General features: G+C 62.8%; 14 protein-coding genes. 10 read left to right on the forward strand and 4 right to left on the reverse strand.

The window, feature by feature from the left end; genetic code table 11:
- Positions 1-269 precede the first annotated feature (269 nt).
- Positions 270-1,355: an AraC family transcriptional regulator gene (locus EGJ86_RS20680; RefSeq protein ID WP_177432896.1), complete on the reverse strand. Its 1,086-nt coding sequence runs from the start codon at positions 1,353-1,355 to the stop codon at positions 270-272.
- Positions 1,352-2,377 (reverse strand): carbon-nitrogen hydrolase family protein, encoded by a 1,026-nt coding sequence (locus EGJ86_RS20685; RefSeq protein WP_125836491.1) that lies wholly within the window; start codon positions 2,375-2,377, stop codon positions 1,352-1,354. The genes EGJ86_RS20680 and EGJ86_RS20685 overlap by 4 nt, the downstream gene beginning before the upstream one ends.
- Positions 2,378-2,579: 202 nt before the next feature.
- Here EGJ86_RS20685 and EGJ86_RS20690 point away from each other — a divergent pair, with 202 nt between their 5' ends.
- On the forward strand, positions 2,580-4,613 hold the full coding sequence (locus EGJ86_RS20690; RefSeq protein ID WP_125836457.1) for an NADPH-dependent 2,4-dienoyl-CoA reductase: 2,034 nt from the start codon (positions 2,580-2,582) through the stop codon (positions 4,611-4,613).
- A gap of 203 nt (positions 4,614-4,816) precedes the next feature.
- The gene (locus tag EGJ86_RS20700) at positions 4,817-5,248 is read left to right on the forward strand and encodes a nuclear transport factor 2 family protein (protein ID WP_125836458.1); all 432 of its coding nucleotides are present in this window, start codon (positions 4,817-4,819) and stop codon (positions 5,246-5,248) included.
- A gap of 8 nt (positions 5,249-5,256) precedes the next feature.
- On the opposite strand, the gene EGJ86_RS20705 is transcribed toward EGJ86_RS20700, so the two are convergent.
- A complete protein-coding gene (locus EGJ86_RS20705; protein ID WP_125836459.1) occupies positions 5,257-6,213 on the reverse strand; it encodes a TAXI family TRAP transporter solute-binding subunit in 957 nt (318 codons plus the stop codon).
- A 584-nt stretch (positions 6,214-6,797) separates the two neighbouring features.
- Between EGJ86_RS20705 and EGJ86_RS20710 the strand changes: the two genes are divergently transcribed.
- Genes EGJ86_RS20710 through EGJ86_RS20720 form a run of 3 tightly spaced genes read left to right on the forward strand, consistent with a single transcriptional unit; the run spans position 6,798 to position 10,241 of the window.
- Positions 6,798-8,165, forward strand: a complete 1,368-nt coding sequence (locus tag EGJ86_RS20710; protein WP_125836460.1) for a chromosome partitioning protein ParA — start codon at positions 6,798-6,800, stop codon at positions 8,163-8,165.
- Positions 8,166-8,167: 2 nt separating this feature from the next.
- Entirely contained in the window at positions 8,168-9,109 is a 942-nt protein-coding gene (locus EGJ86_RS20715; protein ID WP_125836461.1) for a 1-aminocyclopropane-1-carboxylate deaminase/D-cysteine desulfhydrase, read from the forward strand.
- Positions 9,110-9,131: 22 nt separating this feature from the next.
- The gene (locus EGJ86_RS20720; RefSeq protein ID WP_125836462.1) at positions 9,132-10,241 is read left to right on the forward strand and encodes a cyclic nucleotide-binding domain-containing protein; all 1,110 of its coding nucleotides are present in this window, start codon (positions 9,132-9,134) and stop codon (positions 10,239-10,241) included.
- An 81-nt stretch (positions 10,242-10,322) separates the two neighbouring features.
- Here EGJ86_RS20720 and EGJ86_RS20725 read toward each other — a convergent pair whose 3' ends face one another.
- Positions 10,323-11,255, reverse strand: coding sequence for a DUF1853 family protein (locus EGJ86_RS20725; protein WP_125836463.1), 933 nt, complete (start codon positions 11,253-11,255; stop codon positions 10,323-10,325).
- A gap of 97 nt (positions 11,256-11,352) precedes the next feature.
- Between EGJ86_RS20725 and EGJ86_RS20730 the strand changes: the two genes are divergently transcribed.
- The 5 genes from EGJ86_RS20730 to EGJ86_RS20750 all read left to right on the forward strand — a co-directional run bounded on the left by EGJ86_RS20730 (position 11,353) and on the right by EGJ86_RS20750 (position 15,229).
- Complete coding sequence (locus EGJ86_RS20730; RefSeq protein ID WP_099523283.1) at positions 11,353-12,240, forward strand: NAD(+) kinase; 888 nt, start codon at positions 11,353-11,355, stop codon at positions 12,238-12,240.
- The gene (locus tag EGJ86_RS20735; protein ID WP_125836464.1) at positions 12,241-13,215 is read left to right on the forward strand and encodes a metallophosphoesterase; all 975 of its coding nucleotides are present in this window, start codon (positions 12,241-12,243) and stop codon (positions 13,213-13,215) included. It abuts the gene before it with no gap.
- Positions 13,212-14,066, forward strand: a complete 855-nt coding sequence (locus EGJ86_RS20740) for a rhomboid family intramembrane serine protease (RefSeq protein WP_125836465.1) — start codon at positions 13,212-13,214, stop codon at positions 14,064-14,066. The genes EGJ86_RS20735 and EGJ86_RS20740 overlap by 4 nt, the downstream gene beginning before the upstream one ends.
- A gap of 63 nt (positions 14,067-14,129) precedes the next feature.
- The gene (locus EGJ86_RS20745) at positions 14,130-14,393 is read left to right on the forward strand and encodes a YeaC family protein (RefSeq protein WP_125836466.1); all 264 of its coding nucleotides are present in this window, start codon (positions 14,130-14,132) and stop codon (positions 14,391-14,393) included.
- The gene (locus tag EGJ86_RS20750; RefSeq protein ID WP_125836467.1) at positions 14,393-15,229 is read left to right on the forward strand and encodes a DUF2797 domain-containing protein; all 837 of its coding nucleotides are present in this window, start codon (positions 14,393-14,395) and stop codon (positions 15,227-15,229) included. Before EGJ86_RS20745 ends, EGJ86_RS20750 begins: the two co-directional genes overlap by 1 nt.
- Positions 15,230-15,257: the final 28 nt, after the last annotated feature.

Here is a 15,257-nt window from a genome sequence, read left to right on the forward strand (position 1 = left end):
CAGCGGTAGTTCAGTCGGTTAGAATACCGGCCTGTCACGCCGGGGGTCGCGGGTTCGAGTCCCGTCCGCTGCGCCATATACGAAACCCGTCGATCGCAAGATCGACGGGTTTTTTATTGCCTGTGATCCGGGGTAATCAATCGCCCTGCGGTTTTTCGTCATCTTGTCTTCACACTGGCAACGTAGCTTGCTAACGAAAGATGAAATGCCCTAGGAGAATGTCCGATGGATGACTATCAGGAAGAACTGCTCGAGCGCGACGTCCTCAGTCAGGACATGCCCGATGTGGACGACGACGCCACCGAACTCTGAGCTGCGCCGCTGGCCCTGCGCTGTGTGCGGCGGTAATCGCCTGGCGTCTGCCCGAGCCAGCGCTTGAACGCGCGCTGGAAGGCTTCGGCCGAGGCGAAGCCGAGCAGGTAGGCGATCTCGCCAAAGGCCAGCTCGGTATCACGGATATAGGCCGTGGCCAGGTCGCGGCGGGTGTCGTTGAGGATGGCGCGAAATTGCGTGCCTTCCTCGGCCAGCTTGCGCCGCAACGTCCAGCTCGGCAGGTGCAGGCTACGCGCCACTTCCTGCAGGTCCGGCTCATGGCCGTGCAGCAAGGGCCCCAGCAGCTGGATGACCTGTTCGCGCAGGCTGCGCGTGCGGGTCAGTTGATCGAGCTCTCGTTCACACAGCTCCAGCAGGTGCCGCCAGGTGCCCGGGCAATGCTGTGGATTGTGCAGGGCCAGGGTTTCGCTGCTCAGGCGCAGGCGGTTGGCGCCGCTGGCGAATTCCACCGGGCAGCCGAACAGGGGCTCGTAACGCTCGCTGTAGTCGGGTGGCGGAAATTCGATTTCCACCTTGTCTGAGATGATGGGGCGGTCGACCACCTGGCTCAGGTTGTTCTGCCAGCCGGCCAGCACCGAATCCACCACGAAGCGGTTGTAGGCGTTGTAGGGGCTGATCGAATAGAAATGCAGCCAGGCGCCGCGGGCATCCTCGCTGAAGCCCGAACGGCCGCGATAGTTGGCGGCATACAGCGGTTCGAAGCGGGTCAGGGTGCGTGCCGCTTCGCGCAGATCAGGCGCTTGCGCGGCGCAGATACCAGCCAGGCCAACCTGGCTCAGGCGGCTGTGACGGCCCATGTCCAGGCCCAGGGCGGGGTTGTTGCACAGGGCAATGGCGCTATGGCCAAGGCGCATGAAACGCGGGATCGACAGGCGCGCGCGCGGCTCGCCCAGGCGTGCTGAATCCAGACCGAACTGTTCGAGCAGCGGTTCGGGGCGCTGGCCCTGTTCGCGCAGTGCGTCGGCCAATGCCTGGGTGAAGCCGACGGAGAGATCGCCAAGGCGAACGCGTGATGCCTTCATAACCATAGATTGATCAGTTGCGCGCCACGCTCGCTGGCGCCTCGTTCGCTGCGTCCGGCATCGAAGGCGAGCGCCTGGGACTGACCGCTACGCTCCCACAATCGGCCGCGCAGATGGACTTTCAGCCCGGCGCGAATGCCATGGGTCTGCAGTTGTTCACCAAACTCGGCGTCGTCCGCCTGGCTGTCCAGATCGCTGGGCATTGCCAAGAGCTCGATGGTCTCGTCGCCAGCCGTCGTTGCCTGGCGCAACTGCTGCATGTCACCGCCGAGTAGCACGCCGAGGCGACCTGCCGGGGTCTCCAGCACCTGCACGGCGCCGTTTGTTTCGGTCGTCAGTGCGCCTGCACTGAAAGCGTGGCGTTGTGGCTGGCCGAGCGGGTTGCCGGCCCGGTCGAAGACCAGGCTGACGTTGTACAGCGGCCCGCGGCCGATCTCGAGACGCCCCTGTTCTATATGAGGCTCGGGCAGAACGATGGAACCCGCCACCAGGGTGATCTGGTAATCGCGAGCCAGAGCGCCAAACAGTTGCTGATAGTCACGCGCCATGCTCTTGGCCTTGGTTCGCAGCATGGCATCGTCCAGGCGCGCGTCGTCTGCGGCGCCCAGTAGCGCGCCGAGAAAATCCAGCGGGTTGGTTACCGCCAGCCAATGCATGGCCTGGCGGCGCTCGGTGGCGCGGTAGAGCTCTGCCTTCTCGCCAACGGCGAGCAGCCAGGTGCCGATATGTTCCGGCAGCACGACGACGGTGCGCGCGTTGAGCATGCCCCGCTCGCGGGCGTGATCGAGGTAGGCCGCCAGTTTCAGGCGCAGGCGGGCGAGGCTCTGGTAGTCCGCTGGGAACAGCTCCGGCTGGATGCCCAGCAGATTACCGCGCGGGCCGGGCTCGCCGATATCCAGCGCGACCTGGCTGCGCAGGTCGGACAGGTAGTGGCTGCTGGGACGCTGCTCGATCCACTGGGCGTAGCTGCCGAGGCCGGCCAGCAGGGCGAGTGAGAGCAGTAGGGTGATCAGTAGGCGCATTTCGGGATGTTCGGCTTCGTTGCGGTGCAGGTTAGGTCGGTCGAGCCGTGCTGCCAAGGTGAATTGCTACTTTTGATCATTATCTTGTTAGTTTTGATCATTGAGCATGGCTGGCAGCCTCTTTATCGTCTGGCTCCATAACCGACCGCGTGCCCATGAGACCGCGGCAATCCGTGAACTGCACCGCGATGTGGAGAATTCCATGACTGCTCGTTACCCGCACCTGCTGGCCCCGCTCGCCCTCGGCTTCACCACGCTGAGCAACCGCACGCTGATGGGCTCCATGCACACTGGTCTGGAAGAGAAGCCGGGCGGCTTCGAGCGCATGGCGGCCTATTTCGCCGAGCGTGCCCGTGGCGGCGTTGGCCTGATGGTCACCGGCGGCATCGGCCCGAACGAGGAGGGCGGCGTGTATTCCGGCGCAGCCAAGCTGAGCACAGTGGAAGAGGCCGAGAAGCACAAGGTCGTCACCCAGGCCGTGCATGAGGCTGGCGGCAAGATCTGCATGCAGATTCTGCATGCCGGGCGTTATGCCTACAGCCCCAAATCCGTGGCGCCGAGCGCCATCCAGGCACCGATCAACCCGTTCAAGCCGCGCGAACTGGACGAAGAGGGCATCGAGAAGCAGATCGCCGATTTCGTCAATTGCGCCGCGTTGGCCCGGCAGGCCGGTTATGACGGCGTCGAGGTGATGGGCTCGGAAGGTTATTTCATCAACCAGTTCCTGGTTGCCCACACCAACCACCGTACCGACCGCTGGGGCGGCAGCTACGAAAACCGCATGCGCCTGCCGGTGGAAATCGTCCGTCGCGTGCGCGAGGCGGTTGGGCCGAACTTCATAATCATCTATCGCCTGTCGATGCTCGATCTGGTCGAGGGCGGCAGCACCTGGGACGAGATCGTGCTGTTGGCCAAGGCCATCGAGCAGGCTGGTGCCACTATCATCAACACCGGTATCGGCTGGCACGAAGCGCGTATCCCGACCATCGCCACCAAGGTGCCGCGCGCGGCCTTCACCAAGGTCACCGCCAAGCTCAGGGGCGAGGTGTCGATCCCGCTGATCACCACCAACCGCATCAATACCCCGGAAGTGGCCGAGCAAGTGCTGGCCGAGGGCGATGCCGACATGGTGTCGATGGCGCGCCCGTTCCTCGCCGACCCGGACTTCGTCAACAAGGCCGCCGAAGGCCGCGCGGACGAGATCAACACCTGCATCGGCTGCAACCAGGCCTGCCTGGACCACACCTTTGGCGGCAAGCTGACCAGCTGCCTGGTCAACCCGCGTGCTTGCCATGAGACCGAACTGAACTACATCCCCACCACCATGGTGAAGAAGATCGCCGTGGTCGGTGCCGGCCCGGCTGGCCTGGCCGCTTCCACCGTCGCCGCCGAACGTGGCCACAGCGTGACTCTGTTCGATTCGGCCAGCGAGATCGGCGGCCAGTTCAACGTGGCCAAGCGCGTGCCGGGCAAGGAAGAGTTCTTCGAGACCCTGCGTTACTTCAAGCGCAAGCTGGAAACCACTGGCGTCGACGTGCGCCTGAATACCCGTGTGTCGGTGGACGACCTGGTGGCGGGCGGCTTCGACGAAATCATCCTGGCCACCGGCATTGCCCCGCGTACCCCGGAGATTCCAGGTATCGAGCATGCCAAGGTGATCAGCTACCTGGACGCGATTCTCGAGCGCAAGCCGGTCGGGCAGAAGGTCGCGGTGATCGGCGCCGGCGGTATCGGTTTCGACGTGTCCGAATTCATCACCCATCAGGGCAAGGCCACCAGCCTCGATCGCGTCGAGTTCTGGAAGGAATGGGGTATTGATACCGCGCTCGAAGCCCGTGGTGGCGTGGCGGGTGTCGAGGCGCATCCGCACCCGGCGGCGCGTCAGGTATTCCTGCTGCAGCGCAAGAAATCCAAGGTCGGCGACGGCCTGGGCAAGACTACCGGCTGGATTCATCGCACCGGCCTGAAGAACAAGAACGTGCAGATGCTCAACAGCGTCGAATACGTGCAGATCGACGATGCCGGTCTGCATATCCGCATCGCTGGTGGCGAGGAGCAGGTGTTGCCGGTCGATACCGTGATCGTCTGCGCCGGCCAGGACCCGCTGCGTGAGCTGCAGGAAGGTCTGGAGAGCGCTGGCCAGCGCGTGCACCTGGTCGGTGGCGCGGATGTTGCCGCCGAGCTCGACGCCAAGCGGGCGATCAACCAGGGCTCGCGTCTGGCTGCTGAGCTGTAATGATGACGCCCCGCCTACAGACCGTTTGAAAACGTAGCGAGCGAAGGTCAGGCAAGGCAAAAAATGGCGAGAAAGCGCAGTTTACGAGTTGTAAATGAGCATTTTGAGCCGTTTTTTAACGCAGCATGGCCGAGCGCAGTAGTTTTCATACGGTCTGCTGCGAGGTGTTGGCTGTCTGGCCTGACAACAACAAGGAGAAGCCGATGTCTCTCAATGCCCAGCTGCAACCTGCCGCTGCAGCCAGCCTCGAGCGCTGGCACCAATTCGTCGCCGCCAAGGATCTGAGCGCCTTGCCTGAGTTGCTGCACCCACAGGCGGTGTTCCGCTCACCCATGGCACACACCCCGTATCCGGGGGCGCAGGTGGTCAATATGATCCTCAATACTGTGCTCAAGGTATTCGAGGACTTCGCCTATCACCGTGAACTGGCCACCGCCGATGGCCTTAATGTGGTGCTGGAGTTTTCCGCGAAGGTTGGCGGGCGCGAGTTGAAAGGAATCGACATGATTCGTTTCGACGATTCGGGACGAATCGTCGAGTTCGAGGTGATGGTGCGTCCGATGAGTGGCTTGCAGGCGCTCGGTGCCGAGATGGCGCAGCGCCTGGCGCCTTTTCTCGCTGCAGCCAAAGGCTGAACGGCGCTCTACTTGAGAACGCCCACTTCTCGGTAAAAGCGCTCGGCGCCTGGGTGCAGCGGAATCGGCAGACCACTGGTGGCTCGCTCCAGTCTGATGTCCTTGGCTGCCGGATGCGCTTCGGCCAAGCGGTCGAGGTTCTCGAAGAGCAACTTGGTCATCTGATAGGCCACGGCGTCGGAAACGCTGGTCTGGCTCACCAGAACGTTGGTGATGGTCGCCGTCGTCACGTCGCTGCCCTGGCCTTTGTAGGTGCCGGCAGGAATGGTGCCCGACTGATAGGCGCTGCTGCCGATACGTGACACCACCTGCTCTGGAATGGCAACGAAGGTGATTGGCACGCGTTCGGCCAGGTCGCGAATCGCCGCCATGCCCAGGCCTGCCGACTGCAGGGTGGCGTCCAGTTGGCCTCTCTCGATCAGTTCGACCGATTCGGCGTAGGGTTTGAATTCGACATGACCCATGTCGCTGTAGCTGAGACCTGCGGCCTTGAAGATGGCTCTGGCGTTAAGCTCGGTACCCGAGCGCGGCGCCCCGACGGAGATACGCTTGCCGCGCAGGTCTTCCAAGCTGGTGATCCCCGATGCCTTGCTGGCGACGATCTGGATGTAGTTCGGGTAAATCCCGGCGATAGCGCGCAGACGATCACGCGGCGCTCTGAAGCCGGCTTCTTCGTCGCCTTTCCAGGCATCGGCCACCGAGTCACCTAGCGCGAAGGCCAACTGGCCGCGGGCGATCTGCAGCAGGTTGAGGTTCTCCACCGAGGCTTTGGTGGCCCGCACGCTGGTGGTCGAGTCTGCGATGCGCTCGCTATAAAGGTCGGACAGGCTCATGCCCAGCGGGTAATAAACGCCACTGGTGCCGCCGGTGAGGATATTGATCGAGGTTGGATTGGCGTGAGCGTTGGGGCTATTGGCCAAAATCGCGGCAGCGGCGAACAGGCCAAGGCGCTTGGCTAAGTGCATGGAAATTCTCCGTTATTGTTATTTTTAGCTAAGCACGCGGCAGTGCTGTGCAGGCAGCCTTCTGGCGCCGGGATAGACGCTCGCGAAGCGGATTGAACGATGAGGGGTTGGCAGTGAAGTGATAGCGGAACATCGCTGACCTCTTGTCTTTTTTATCAGTCCGGCCGCGCGACAGGCGCGCGGGCTTGTAGGTGCCAGAGCAGGTGACGTGCCAGGTTGTCGGACCACCGCTCTAGAGCGGATGAGCCTGATGGTACTGGCTGAAATAGGCGAAATTCCGCTTGTGAGGCAGGTGTGAAAAGCAAGAATCCGCCGATCGAGTTGTGTTGGGCAGGCTGAGACTCATCCCGGCGGACCGGGTCGCTGGCAGCTTTCGTACTTTCCGGTCTTGTCACATTTTTGCGCTAAGCGGTGGTCTATTCGGCCTGGCTCGCAGAGTGAGTGCCAACCCAGTCACATTGCTGTGGTCGGGTTTTCCCCTAGACTTGCCTCAGATATCAAGGACGATATCAGTGCCGGAGTATGCGCTGCTCCGGCACGCGACTATGCGCGCGCGCATTCCCGGTTGGTCCAGAGGGTCCTCAATGAGCATGCAGAACAAGCCGCAGATGGTGGAAGCCGTGATGTTCTTCAGTGAACGCGGTATCTGCAAACAGATGATGTTCCCTGAGTTCGAGGCTTTGCTCGACGGCGTGGTGAACATGCCCGAATTCGCCGACGAGCAGATGCGTGCGGTGTTCGTGGTGATCAATCCGCGCCTGCTGGTCAGGGCTGCGGTGTTCTTCTTTCTGGATTTCGACGAGGACGGTCGCCCCGACAAGGGCTGGAACATTCCTCTGCAACACCTGGCCGAGCGCGCCGGCCGTGGTCCGGATCTTGGCGCTGGGCCGATTCGCCTGGCCTGTCGCAGCCAGTGTCCGGTTTCCTGGCATCAGATGCACCTTTGGGACCCGAGTCTGGCACCTGCTCAAAATGACCTGGTGTTGCTGCGCGATGCAGTCAAACGCAATCAGCTTGGGTTGCTGATCGAGGACGACAGTGCTCAGGCGGTGGTTGCCGAGCGTTTGCAGGTGGCCTCCGAAGATAAATGGTATGCGCCCGATCCGGCCAAGGAAGTGGCCGAGCAATTGGCGCAGAAAATGGATCAGGAACATCGAGCCAAGACCGCGCAGCTGATTCAGCAGCAGCGTCTGCGCATCACCAGCCTGACCCAACAGCATGAAGACGAACTGGCCAAGTTCAAACTGGCCAGCGAGGAGCAGAGCAAGAATCTGCAGGGGCAGATTCATGGGCTGCATCAGGCGCTGCGCCAGCAGGAGGAGCTCAACGCTAACCTCAAGGCGCAACTGGCCGCCCAGGCTGAAAGTTTCCAGAGCAGCCGTGAAGACATGACTCAACAGCTGCGTGCCCTTGAGCGTCATGGTCGTACCGAGGGCGACATCCTGCGTGCGCAGTTCGACGGCGAAATGCGCGCCAAGGTGGTTGCGGCCGTGGCGGAGTACAAGGAGCAGATCGCTATTCGTGACGTTGAACTGGCCTATCGCAACGAGCTGGATGCCCAGTTGCAAGCGGAAATCGAGCGCCTCAAGCGTGAGCGCGATGCATTTGCCAGTCAGGGCGGTGACCAGGTGCTGGATCGTCTGGCCAAGCTTGGCGTGGTGTTCGTGGTGTACCACCCTGGCGCCGGACACCTGACCATTCCTCTACAGGACGTCGCCCGCTACCAGGACAACCCGATGGCCTACGCTGCGGGTAAATGCTTCGTTTCCGAAGAGCAGTATCGCCACTGGTTGGCGCATTATCAGCAGCCCAGCTGCGACGCAGCTTTGCCTAGTGGAGAGCGCTGCGCCATTCCCATCGACCGCGTTGATACGCCCAGCCGTTTCGCTCTGGGTGATTCGAACTGCTGTGCGCGGCACAAGGCGAGCAGTCGTCTGCGTACCGTCAGCTGATCTTGCCAGTACGGATTCCCACCTGGCGTCCGCGGGCGCCGCTACAACGTCTGCAACTGGACTGGCTCGAGGCTGCCGGCGTCGAGCTTGCCTGTCTGCGCCTGGATCTTGTCGACCCCCTGTTGTCCGGCAACAAGTGGTTCAAGCTCGCGCCCTATCTTGAGCGGGCTGCTGCGGACGGCGCTCAGGGCGTGATCAGTCTGGGGGGATCGCACTCCAATCATTTACATGCGCTGGCTGCAGCGGGCCGGCGTTTCGGCTTCACCAGCGTCGGTCTGTTACGTGGTGAGCAGCAGCAGACCCCGACCGTCGATGATCTGCAGCGCATGGGCATGACCCTGCACTGGCTGGGTTACGGTGGCTACCGTGCGCGGCATCAACCGGATTTCTGGGTGCCCTGGCTCGCTCGATACCCGAATTTTCAGGTGATTGGTGAGGGCGGTCTGGGACTTCAGGGCGCCAATGGCTGTAGCTGTCTGGTGGAGATGGCCGAAGCGCAGTTGGCCGATATCGGCTGGTCTGATTTCGATGCCTGGTGGCTGGCTGCGGGGACCGGCACCACCCTGGCTGGTTTGCTGCTGGGTGATGGTCAGCGCAGCGTATTCGGCGCGCAGGCGGTACCCAATGATCACGGCGTCGCCACTCAGGTCGCCACGTTGCTGGACGAGGCCGGGGCGTCGGCGCGGCGTCACCAACTGATCGAGGCAGCACGCGGCGGTTTTGCCCGTATCGATGAGCCGCTACGCCAGTTCATCCTGGAAACCGAGCAAGCCTGCGGTGTGCCATTGGAGCCTGTGTATACCGGCAAGGCGCTGATGGCGCTACGCGATTTCTGCGAGCAAGGTCAACTCGCACGCGGCACTCGGCTGATCTTCATTCATACTGGCGGCTTGCAAGGTCGACGGGTGTTGATGGGCGCCAGTGCCGACTACACTCAGGTCTGACCAGCGGAGCCTGGAAATCCTCATGAGCGAACCCCTTACCCCCGAACAACTGCGCAGCCTGACGCCGCTCAACGCGCTTTCCGCGCAGCAGTGGCGCGAGTTGCGTAGCCAGTTGGTGCCGCAGCCGCTGCTGGCCGGGCAACTGCTGTTTCGTCAGGGGGATCAGGCGCGCCTGACCTGCTATCTGCTGGCTGGCGAGTTGCAGTTACAGGATGCCGCGGGTAGGACGCAGACGTTGCAGGCCGGCAGCGAGATCAGCTGTCACCCGGTGTCACCCGGCCTGCCACGGTTGCATGACGCTCGCGCCTTGACCGATATCAGCGTGCTGATGATCGACAGTGCCACGCTCGATCGCCTGTTGACCTGGCGTCTGGCGCATCAGGATCTGTTATTGGCATTGCAACACAGTGGCGCCGATATCGAATGGTTGGAGCGACTGCTGGAAAACCCGCTATTTGCCAAGATACCGCCAGCCAACGTGCAGAACATGCTGGCGCGGCTGCAGAGGGTCGAGCTGGCTGCTGGTAGCCAGGTGCTTGAAGAAGGCGCTACCGGCGATTGTTGCTATTTCCTGGAAAGTGGCCGCGCCGAGGTGATTCGCGGTGCTGGCAGTGATCATCAGGTGCTGGCGGAGCTGGAGGTGGGCGCCTGTTTCGGTGAAGAAGCGCTGCTTGCTGATCGGCCACGCAATGCCACGGTGACTATGGTCGAGGCGGGCAGTGTGCTGCGCCTGGATCGTCAGGATTTCTTTGCTTTGCTCAAGGCTCCAGTAGTGGCCGAGGTGTCGCTGGGCGAGGGCGCCAGGTTGCTGACACAGGGCGCGCAGTGGCTGGATGTGCGGCTGCAGGAAGAGTACGAGAAGGCGCACGCGCCGCAAGCGCTGCATATGCCGCTGCAGCTGTTGCGCCTCAAGGCGCGCCTGCTGGATCGCTCACGCACCTACCTGTGCTACTGCGACAGCGGCAAGCGCAGCAGCAGTGCGGTGTTTCTGCTCTCGCAACTGGGTTACAGCGTTTATGCCCTGCGTGGCGGCCTGGATGCCCTGCCGGCGGTGCAGCGCGACGCACTGCTATGTGAGAGCGGGGCAGGGTATCTGGCGCGTTCCGGTGGGCGTACCGAACGTAGCCGTTGATTGGCGCTGGCCCTGCGGCCTATCAACGAGGTGGGTGAAGCCCGCGGATTGCCGGTAGCAGCGTCCCGGATTGCATCCGGGCTACGACTGCGCTGGCCACTGATCGTTGACCAGAAAAATTCGTTCGACCTCTCGCCAATCCCCGGCGTGATCTTCCTCCAGGCGCACCAGCAGTTGCGCTTGGGCGTCGGGCGGTAGCAGCTTCAGCCATTGCTGGAAGGTGTCTGCGGGCCAGGCCTCGTCAGTCTTTACCAACGCCGGTGCCAGCCAGGCCAATCGCGGCAAGGGTTGCCAGCGAGCGTCCGGTTTGGTCGCGGCGAACGTATCCCAGTCGCGCTGGCGTAGCCAACGGCCTTGGCAGTGCTCGGGCGCCGCACCGCGAGGTGATGAGCAATCACCAGGCCAGGGGTAGAACAGGTAGCCGCCGAGCCAGAAGGCGGACCGAGTATCGCCCAACTGCAGCTCGTTCAAGGTCGCGCGTGCCTCGCGGCGCGACGACAGGGGCAACTGGTGCTGCGCGAGGTGACCGAGCTTCAGGTCAAGCCGATCATGGCTGCCGGGGCCGAGCCAGTCCGCCGCGTCGCTACCGCGCGTGCCCAGGTAGAACTTCACCGCCAGCTCCAGGTGATGCTCGCCTTCCGCGTCGCGCAATAGCAGGTCCAACTCGCCGAGTGTCTGGCCGTTCTGACGGATCGGCAGGTTGGCGGCGACCACCTCTATATCCGGCGCCGCGTGCAGGGCGAACTGCCATAGGCGTTCGTAATAGAGGCCGAGGCGACGCACCGGTTTTGCCGCCAGCCAAGTGTGCAGTGGGCTGGGGTCCTTGTCCTGCTGCGCAAGCCAGTCTTTCAGTTGTTGCGGTTGTCGCGTCCAGCAGCTGGCTTGCAGGGGATGACGCTGGGCTTTCGTGGTATCACCGAGCATGGGTGGCGAGAGCAGTGTCCACGCCAAGTCGCGCACGGCAGGGGTGTGCAGGCTTTGTAGCAGGTCATGCATCAGGTCAGGGTCGCTCATGATCCCGAGCATAGCGCAGCAACAGCAGTGGTTTGCTGCGGCCCCGGCGTTTGGCCGATAATCTCTCTTCGTTTCTTATCTGTCTGGCGGGAGTCCCATGGAGCAATTTCGCAATGTCGGCATCATCGGGCGCCTGGGCAGCACGCGGGTTCTGGAAACCGTACGCCGCCTCAAGCGCTTTCTGATCGACCGCCACCTGCATGTGATCCTCGAGGACACCATCGCTGACGTGCTGCCTGGGCATGGCTTGCAGACGTCCTCGCGCAAGATGCTGGGCGAGGTCTGCGACCTGGTGATCGTCGTCGGCGGCGACGGCAGCATGCTCGGCGCGGCGCGCGCCCTGGCGCGGCACAAGGTACCGGTGCTGGGGATCAACCGCGGCAGCCTGGGCTTTCTCACCGACATTCGCCCCGATGAGCTGGAGCTCAAGGTGGCGCAGGTGCTTGAAGGCCACTACCTCACCGAGAACCGTTTTCTGCTGGAGGCCGAGGTGCGCCGCCAGGGCGAGGCCATCGGCCAGGGCGATGCACTCAACGACGTGGTACTGCACCCCGGCAAGTCGACGCGGATGATCGAGTTCGAGCTGTATATCGACGGCCAGTTCGTCTGCAGTCAGAAGGCCGACGGCTTGATCGTCGCTACACCCACCGGCTCGACCGCCTACGCGCTCTCCGCAGGCGGGCCGATCATGCATCCCAAGCTCGATGCCATCGTGGTGGTGCCGATGTACCCGCACACCCTGTCCAGCCGGCCTATCGTGGTCGACGGCAACAGCGAGCTGAAGGTGGTGGTATCACCGGACATGACCATTTACCCGCAGGTGTCCTGCGACGGCCAGAACCACTTCACCTGCGCGCCGGGCGACACCCTGCACGTGGCGAAGAAAGCGCAGAAGCTGCGCCTGATCCATCCGCTGGATCACAACTACTACGAGGTCTGCCGCACCAAGCTGGGTTGGGGCAGCCGCCTGGGAGGGCAGGACTGAATGTCCCTCGACCCCCATCGTGGCTATGACCTGATCGGTGATATCCACGGTTGTGCGCGCACCCTCGAACGTCTGCTCGATCGCCTGGGTTATAGCCAGCAGGGCGGCGTGTGGCGCCATGCGACGCGCATGGTGATCTTCCTCGGTGACTTGGTCGACCGTGGCCCTGGCATTCGTGAAGCCCTGCACCTGGTGCACGATATGGTTCGCGCAGGCCAGGCACTGTGCATCATGGGCAACCACGAGTTCAACGCGCTGGGCTGGAGTACACCGGCTCCACCAGGCAGCGGGCGTCACTACGTGCGCGAACACAGCCCGCGTCATCAGCGCCTGATGCGCGAGACATTGGCGCAGTTCGAAGACCATCCACAGGAGTGGCGCGAATTCCTCCGCTGGTTCTATGAGATGCCACTGTTCATCGACGCCGGGCGCTTCCGCGTCGTGCACGCCTGCTGGGATGCCGAGCTGATCGCACCGCTGCAGGCGCAATTTCCCGATGGCTGCATCGACGAGCATTTCCTGCAGGCCTCGGCCGTGCCCGGCAGCTTCGCCAACATGGCGCTTGATCGCCTGCTGCGCGGCACCGACATGCGCCTGCCGCACGGCCTGACCCTGACCAGCGGTGATGGCTTCACGCGTTCCTACTTCCGCACCAAGTTCTGGGAAGAGGACCCGAAGACCTACGGCGATATCGTCTTCCAACCCGATGCCTTGCCGGAGCTGGCGGCGCAGACGCCGCTGACCGAACTGCAGAAAGACGAATTGCTCAGGTATGGCGCGCACGAGCCGCTGTTGTTCGTCGGGCACTACTGGCGACGCGGCAAGCCGGCGCCGATCCGGCCCAATCTGGCCTGCCTGGACTACAGCGCAGTGGTCGGCGGCCGTTTGGTCGCTTATCGCCTGGATCAGGAAACACGTCTTGATGCGGGCAAATTCGTCTGGGTCGATGTCGACCCGCAGGAGGCGCCGCGATGACGGCAGTAGAAGTGCTGCGCTTGCCGCTGGATACCGACTTGAGCGGCTTCGTTGGCCTGTTGCAGCGTTTGAACGTGCCGCACCGGGTGGCGGAAGAGGGCGGTGAGCAGGTGCTCTGGGTGCCAGGTGAACAGCTTGCCGGGCAGGTGCGCGAGCTTTATGCGCGTCACCCGCAGGGCGACGCCGGTGGAGAGTTGCCGGTAGGCGCTGCGCCTGTGCGGGACAGCTTCTTCACGCAGCTGCGGCGCAGTCCGGTTACGGCACTGGTGCTGCTGGCGACCTTCATCGTCTTTGCCGTGACCCTGGCGGGCGAGAATTTTTCCACCATCCGCTGGCTGAGCTTCGTCGATTTTCGTATCGACGGTGAGCGCATCTATCTGACCTATCTGGATGCCACTTTGAGCAGCGGTCAGTGGTGGCGCCTGATCACGCCGATGCTGATTCACTTCGGCTGGCTGCACCTGGCGATGAACAGCCTGTGGTACTGGGAGCTGGGGCGGCGCATCGAGTTTCGTCAGGGGGCCATTGGTCTGCTCGGGCTGACCTTGCTGTTCGGCCTGGCGTCGAACTTCGCCCAATACTGGTGGGCTGGGCCTTCGTTGTTCGGCGGGTTGTCTGGCGTGCTTTATGGCCTGCTCGGGCATTGCTGGATCTACCAGCGCCTGGCGCCGAATCCGGTCTACCAGCTACCGCCCGGCGTGCTGGTAATGATGCTGATCTGGCTGGTTGTCTGTATGACCGGCATCTTCGAAACCCTGGGGGTTGGCGCTATTGCCAACGGCGCGCACGTCGGTGGCCTGCTCATCGGCTGCCTGACTGGGCTGCTTGGAGGTATGCTGGCAAGACGCTGATTTATTTGGTGGGCTGAAGCGGAACGCCGCCCGGCCCACCCTACGATTTATTTGGAGACCTGTATGTCGTCCTTTCTCGATGCGATTGAAAACATCACCCCGGAAATCTACGAGAGCCTCAAGCTGGCCGTGGAAATCGGCAAATGGCCGGACGGCCGCAAGCTGACTCAGGAGCAGAAAGAGCTGAGCCTGCAGGCGATGATCGCCTGGGAAGTGCAGAACCTGCCGGAGGACGAGCGCACCGGCTACATGGGCCCGCAGGAATGCAGCAGCAAGTCCGAGCCGGTGCCGAACCTGTTGTTCAAGTCCTCGGATACCCTGCACTGATGAGCGAATTGGGGCGTGGCTCGCTAAGCAAGATGAAGGCGCACCTGGATGCACCAGTGCAATACGCCTTTCGCCTGGGCGAGGAAGAAGTACCGGTCAACCCGCTGGTGGGCAAGCACTTGCGCCTGGAATTCCTCGGCGCTATCCATTGCACGCACTGCGGGCGCAAGACCAAGACCAGTTTCAGCCAGGGCTACTGCTACCCCTGCATGCAGAAGCTGGCGCAATGCGATATCTGCATCATGAGTCCGGAGAAGTGCCATTACGATCAAGGCACCTGCCGCGAGCCGAGCTGGGGCGAGCAGTTCTGCATGACCGACCATATTGTCTACCTGGCCAATTCCAGTGGCGTGAAGGTCGGCATCACCCGCGCTACTCAGGTGCCGACGCGCTGGATCGACCAGGGCGCGACTCAAGCGCTGCCGATTCTACGCGTGGCCACCCGGCAGCAGTCCGGCTTCGTCGAGGATCTGCTACGCAGTCAGGTGGCGGACAAGACCAACTGGCGTGCGTTGCTAAAAGGCGACGCTGAGCCGGTCGATCTGCTGGCCATTCGCGAGCAGTTGTTCGACAGCTGTGGCGCGGGCATTGCCGAGCTGCAGCAGCGCTTCGGCCTGCTGGCCATTCAGCCGCTGTCCGCGGCCGAGGTGCAGGCGATTCGTTATCCCATCGAGGCCTATCCGGCCAAGATCACCAGCTTCAACCTGGACAAGCAGCCGCTGGCCGAGGGTACCCTGCTCGGTATCAAGGGCCAGTACCTGATGTTCGATACCGGCGTGATCAATATCCGCAAGTACACCGCCTACCAGTTGGCCGTCCACGAGATCGCCGCCTGACACCCGATTGCCACCGGCGCCCGAGGCG

The organism is Pseudomonas sp. o96-267, from assembly GCF_003935465.1.
Classification (GTDB): Bacteria; Pseudomonadota; Gammaproteobacteria; order Pseudomonadales; family Pseudomonadaceae; genus Aquipseudomonas; species Aquipseudomonas sediminis.